Origin of the sequence: Amycolatopsis kentuckyensis, assembly GCF_002155975.1 — a bacterium.
Lineage (GTDB): Bacteria > Actinomycetota > Actinomycetes > Mycobacteriales > Pseudonocardiaceae > Amycolatopsis > Amycolatopsis kentuckyensis.
Genome location: NZ_MUMI01000576.1, coordinates 1 through 3,303, shown reverse-complemented (window position 1 = coordinate 3,303; position 3,303 = coordinate 1). Strand labels below are relative to the sequence as shown.

General features: G+C 75.2%; 2 protein-coding genes. Both read right to left on the bottom strand.

Annotated features, from left to right (window positions below; all coding sequences use genetic code 11):
- A partial coding sequence (locus CCN39_RS42320; RefSeq protein ID WP_158104597.1) for a condensation domain-containing protein occupies window positions 1-2,157 on the bottom strand: 2,157 nt, incomplete at its 3' end.
- The coding region (locus CCN39_RS42315; protein ID WP_244211256.1) for a condensation domain-containing protein at window positions 2,154-3,303 on the bottom strand (1,150 nt) is incomplete at its 5' end. The genes CCN39_RS42315 and CCN39_RS42320, both read right to left, overlap by 4 nt.

The window sequence follows — 3,303 nt, the reverse complement described above, 5'->3', positions numbered from 1 at the left end:
CCACAGCTCGCAGGCCGCGACCCTGCCCGCCTCGTCGAGCATGGCCGTGAGCAGGCTGGGGACCGCGGTGAGCGAACCCGCGCGGTGGGTCGCGAGCAGGTCGCCGAGTGCCGCGGGATCGGCCGCTGTCGCGTCGTCGGCCAGCAGGACCTGACCGCCGTGGACCAGCGGGCCGAGCAGTTCGGTGGACCCGTCGACGAAGTTCAGCGACGCCTTGGCGATCGCGGGCCCCGGGTCCGCGGCGCGGACGGTGGCGAACCAGTGCAACCGGTTCACCAGGCCGCCGTGGGTGCCGACGACACCCTTGGGCACGCCGGTCGAGCCGGAGGTGTACAGGACGTAGGACGCCGAGTCCTTCGTCAGGGGGACCTCGGGATCGTCCGGGTCGGCCGCGGCGATGGCCCGGGCGGTGGCGGGGTCGTCGAGCACGAAGAGGGGGCCGGGCAAGCCCGCGGCGTGCGCCCGGTCGGTCAGCACCAGCGGGGGAGCGGCGTCGGCGAGCATGGTCGCGATGCGCTCGGCCGGGTAACCCGGGTCGACCGGCAGGTAGGCCGCGCCCGCCTTGAGGACGGCCAGCAGGGCGACGGGCAGCTCCGGCGACCTCGGCAGCGCGATCGCGACCGGGGAGCCCGGCCGGATCCCCGCGTCGATCAGCGCCCGGGCCACCCGGTTCGCCCGGGCGTTCAGCTCCGCGTAGGTCAGGTTCTCGACGCGGTTGCGCCGGGTGTCCGCGAACAGCAGCGCGGACGCGTCCGGGCCGCGGGCCACCTGGGCGGCGAACAGCTCGCAGACCGTTTCGGCCGGCAGGTCGGCCGGGCTGCCGCCGATCCGCGCCCGCCCGACTTCCGCCGGGGTGACCGCGGCCAGGCCGCCCACCGGCCGGTGCGGGTCGGCGGTGATCTCGGCGAGCACCCGGGCGAGCAGGTCCGCGATCCGCTCGACCTCGGCCTCGCCGAGCAGGTCGGCCTGGTAGTCCAGCCGCAGCAGCAGCCGGTCGCCGGGCACCACGACGAGCATCAGCGGGTAGTGGCTCGAGTCGTCGCCCCACGTGGGGGTGACGGTCAGGCCGGGAGCCGGGGCGGCGGGCGGGCCGGTGGGGTAGTTCTCGACCACGACGACGGTGTCGAACAACTCCCGGAGCCCGGCCGCCTCGTGGATCGCGGTCAGGCTCAGGTGGTGGTACGCGGCCATCCGCGAGTGGTCGTCCTGCAGGCGGGCCAGCACCGCCGAGACCGGCTCGGCCCGCTCCCACCGGCAGCGCACCGGAACGGTGTTGATGAACAGGCCGATCATGCGCTGCACCCCGGGCAGCTGCGGGGGCCGTCCGGCGACGGTGCTGCCGAACACGACGTCGCGACGGCCGGTCAGCCTGCCGAGGACCACCGCGAGGGCGCCCTGGACCACGGTGTTCAGCGTCAGGTCGTGGTCACGGGTCAGCCGGGTGACCGCGGCGGTGGTTTCGCCGGGCAGGTGCCGGACGAGCCGGCTGGGGGCCACGGTCCGCCGTCCGGGCGGCACCGGCGGCGCCACCAGCGTGGCTTCGTCCACTTCGGACAGAAGTGCCCGCCACGCGGCGCGCGCCGGCCGCGGGTCCTGCGCGGCGAGCCAGGCGAGGTAGTCGCGGAAGGGAACGGCCGCGGGCAGGCGGGCGTCGTCGCCGTCGGCGTAGAGGGTGAACAACTCGCCCAGCAGGATGGGCAGCGACCAGCCGTCCATCAGGATGTGGTGGTTGGTCAGCACGAGGCAGTGCCGCCGCGGGCCGAGCCGGACGAGGGTGAAGCGCAGCAGCGGCGGCCGGGCCAGGTCGAAACCGCGGGCGCGGTCTTCGGCCGCCAGCCGGGTCAGCCGCGCCGGCCGCTGCGCCTCCGGCAGGCCGGTGAGGTCGCACTCGCGCCACGCCGGCTCGGCACCGACCGGGATGAACTGGACCGGTTTGTCCAGCCCCCGGTCGGAGAACCCGGCCCGCAGGTTCGGGTGCCGGGTCAGCAGCAGGCGGGCTGCGGTCCGCAACGCCGTGGCGTCGAGGTCGCCCTCCAGTTCGAGGCCGAGCTGCACGGTGTAGGTGTCGGTGCCGGAGTCGTCGTAGCGGGCGTGGAAGAACAAGCCCTCCTGCAGCGGCGACAACGGCAGGACGCCGGCCAGCTTCGACGCCGTCACTGTTCGGTCTCCAGCAGGTTCTCCAGCTGCGCGAGCTGGGTCTGGTCCAGGTCCACCAGCGCCACGTCCGGCGTCGGGCCGGCGGCGGAGCCGCGCGGCACCACCTGATCGGCCAGCGCGGCCAGCACCCGCTGCCAGTTGTCGGCGAGCAGGGCGACGTCGGCCTCGTCGAGCAGCCCCTCCGGCCACAGCCAGGTCGCGACCAGGCGCATCCCCTCCGGGTGTTCTTCGGTGATCGCCGTCAGCTCGATCACGTGCGACAGGGGCAGGTCCGGGTCGCCGCCGCCGAGCGCGCCCTCCTCCGGCGCCAGGCTCCAGTCGGTCGCGGCACCCGGAGAACCGAAGCGGCCGAGGTAGTTGAAGCCGATCGGCGGGGCCGGCAGCCTCGCCAGGGTCGCGCCCGTGTCGGCACGCAGGTACCGCAGCAGGCCGTGGCCCAGCCCGTCGCCCGGCACGGCGCGCAGTTGTTCCTTGAGCCGGCGGAACACCGCACCGAGGGAGTCCGGCGTGGTGAGCACGGATTCGAGGTCGCCCGCGCCCGGATCGAGCCGGACCGGGTGGGTCGTGGTGAACCAGCCGACGGTGCGGGACAGGTCGATCGCGGGGTCGGTGCTCTGCCTGCCGTGTCCCTCCACCTCGATCAGCGACGCGGTCCCCGGCCGGCCCCGTGCCGCCCGCACGCTCGTCAGCGCCAACGCCAGTGCCGCCAGCAGGACGTCGTCGACGTCCACCCGGAACGCGGCCGGCACCGAGGTGAGCAGCGCCTGGGTCAGCTCGGCCGGCAGCGTGCGCCGGATCCGGCCGGCGGTCCCCAGCACGTCCACCGCGGGATCGAGGTCGCGCTCGGTCCAGGAACCCGCCGGAGTGCCCAGGACGGCCGTCCAGGCCGGCAGTTCGGCCAGCCGCTCCGGCCGCTGCGCCTCGGCGGCCAGTTCCTTCGCCCACGCCGCGAAGGGCGTGCCGACCTCAGGGAGCTCGGGACGGCGGCCGGACCGGACGGCCTGCCACGCGGACTCGAGGTCCCGCAGCAGGATCCGCCAGGACACGCCGTCGACGGCCAGGTGGTGGACGGCGAGGAACAACCGCCCCGGGGTGTCCCGCCCCGCGTCGAACCACACCGCCTGGACCATTGCGCCCGCCGCCGGG